Consider the following 2,412-nt stretch of genomic DNA (forward strand, 5'->3'; position numbering starts at 1 on the left):
GGCCGCGTGCCGAACTGGAAGGCGATTGGGCCTAGGTCCTTGTTGCCGATCCAGTTCATCCATTCCTTGAGGTGCCAGACCCCGCCCGCCATCACGATCGGAATCTGGTCCAGCCCCATCTCGCGCATCATCTTGCGCAGCTCGAGCACGCGCGGGAAGGGGTTCTCCGGCTGGTCCGGGCTCTCGGCATTGGACAGGCCGTTATGGCCGCCGGCCTGCCATGGATCCTCGTAGACCACCGCGCCCAGCCAGTCGCCGAACTTGTGGTAGGTCCGCTTCCACAGGGCGCGGAACGCACGGGCTGAGCTGATGATCGGGTAGTAGTGCACCTCGTGCCGGGCGCAGATCTCGGCCAGGCGGTAGGGCATGCCGGCGCCGCAGGTGACGCCATGGATCAGGCCCTTGGCCCCTTCCAGCACGCCCGTGAGCACGCGCTCGCACCCACCCATCTCCCAGAGCACGTTCAGATGGATGCGGCCTTCGCCGCCGCGCAGCTCGTGCGCGATCCGCGCCTGACTAATCGCACCCTTGGTCGAATACTCGACCAGCTCCTCGTGCCGGGCCTTGCGGTCCCGCCCCTTGTAGACGAGCGGGATATACTCGCCATTGTCGTCGATCAGATCGGCATTCACGCCGGAGATCGTGCCGACACCGCCCGCGGCGGCCCAGGCACCGGCACTGGTCCCGTTGGAGGCGGCGACACCCTTGCCACCTTCCACCAACGGCCACACCGAAGCTCCGGAAATGAACATAGGATCGACGATCGAAGCTGCGGTCATCTAGCGCCTACCTGGAATCTCGCTCGGCCTGCTGCCGTCATCCTGGAACGAACGGCCCGCCGGTTGTTGCAACACCGATGTGGACGCGCCGGCGGCGCGCCCTGGATACATCGGGCCGTCACGATAGTATGGCGACGAATGGGCCCGGCAACAAGCCGATGTGGGCAACATCACTTGGCCACCGGGCCATCGCGCCGGCTTCAGTCGTCGCGGGACCGGCGCGGACGGTCATCGCCGCCGCGGCGGCGATAGCCGCCCTCGCGGTCGCCCCGGTCACCACGATCCCCGCGCTCGCTCCGCTCGCCGCGACCTTCGCCGTCGTCCTCGCGGCGCGGCCGGCGCTCGACCTCGATGCGCTCGCCGGTCTCCTGGTCGACGGCGCGCATCGACAGCTTGACCTTGCCGCGGTCGTCGATCGCCAGGATCACCACCTTGACCTGGTCGCCCTCCTTCAGGACGTCGGTGACCTTGTTGATGCGCTCGTTCTTGATCTCCGAGATGTGCAGCAGGCCGTCCTGGCTGCCCATGAAGTTCACGAACGCGCCGAAGTCGACGATGCGCACGACCTTGCCGCTGTAGACATGGCCGACCTCCGGCGAGGAGGTCAGGCCGCGCACCCAGTCGACCGCCTGCTGGGCCTTGAGCGCGTCGGAGGACGCGATCTTGACCGTGCCGTCGTCGTTGATGTCGATCTTGGCGCCGGTGACCTCGCAGATCTCGCGGATCATCTTGCCGCCCGGCCCGATCACCGCGCCGATCTTGTCGGTCGGGATCTGGATCTGCACGACCCTCGGTACGGTGTCGCGCATCTCCTCGCGCACCCGGCCGAGACCCTTGGCCATCTCGTCCAGGATGTGCATGCGCCCGCCCTTGGCCTGGTTGAGCGCGATCTCCATGATCTCCTTGGTGATGCCGGTGATCTTGATGTCCATCTGCAGGGCGGTCACGCCCTGCTCGGTGCCGGCCACCTTGAAGTCCATGTCGCCCAGATGGTCCTCGTCGCCCAGGATGTCCGACAGGACGGCGAAGCGGTCGCCTTCCTTGATCAGGCCCATGGCGATGCCGGCCACCGGCCGGGCGAGCGGCACGCCCGCGTCCATCATGGCGAGCGAGGCGCCGCACACCGACGCCATCGAGGAGGAGCCGTTGCTCTCGGTGATCTCCGAGACCACCCGGATCGTGTAGGGGAACTGGTCCTTGGCCGGCAGCACCGGATGGGTCGCGCGCCAGGCCAGCTTGCCGTGGCCGATCTCGCGGCGCCCGGGCGAGCCCATGCGGCCGGTCTCACCCACCGAATAGGGCGGGAAGTTGTAGTGCAGCATGTAGTGGTTGCGCGAGTCGCCGGTCAGGTCGTCGACGATCTGCTCGTCCTGGCCGGTGCCGAGCGTCGCCACCACCAGCGCCTGGGTCTCGCCGCGGGTGAACAGGGCGGAACCGTGCACGCGGGGGAGCACGCCCACCTCGGCCACGATTGGCCGGACCGTCACCAAGTCGCGCCCGTCGATCCGCCGCTTGGTGTCGAGGATGCTGCCGCGGACGATCTGGGCTTCCAGGTCCTTAAACAGGGCCTTGAGGAGCGCCTTGCGATCGATGTCGGCATCCGGCCACTGGGCTGCGACCTTGGCGCGGGCGA

1 protein-coding gene and 1 pseudogene are annotated in these 2,412 nt (G+C 67.7%); both read right to left on the reverse strand.

The window, feature by feature from the left end:
* Positions 1-779 (reverse strand): annotated as a pseudogene (locus EQG76_RS08540) (nitronate monooxygenase); the annotation flags it as partial.
* A gap of 200 nt (positions 780-979) precedes the next feature.
* Positions 980-2,412 (reverse strand): polyribonucleotide nucleotidyltransferase (pnp, locus tag EQG76_RS08545; RefSeq protein ID WP_159712432.1); only part of this gene is annotated, 1,433 nt, incomplete at its 5' end.

Origin of the sequence: Geminicoccus flavidas (assembly GCF_009806515.1) — a bacterium.
GTDB lineage: Bacteria > Pseudomonadota > Alphaproteobacteria > Geminicoccales > Geminicoccaceae > Geminicoccus > Geminicoccus flavidus.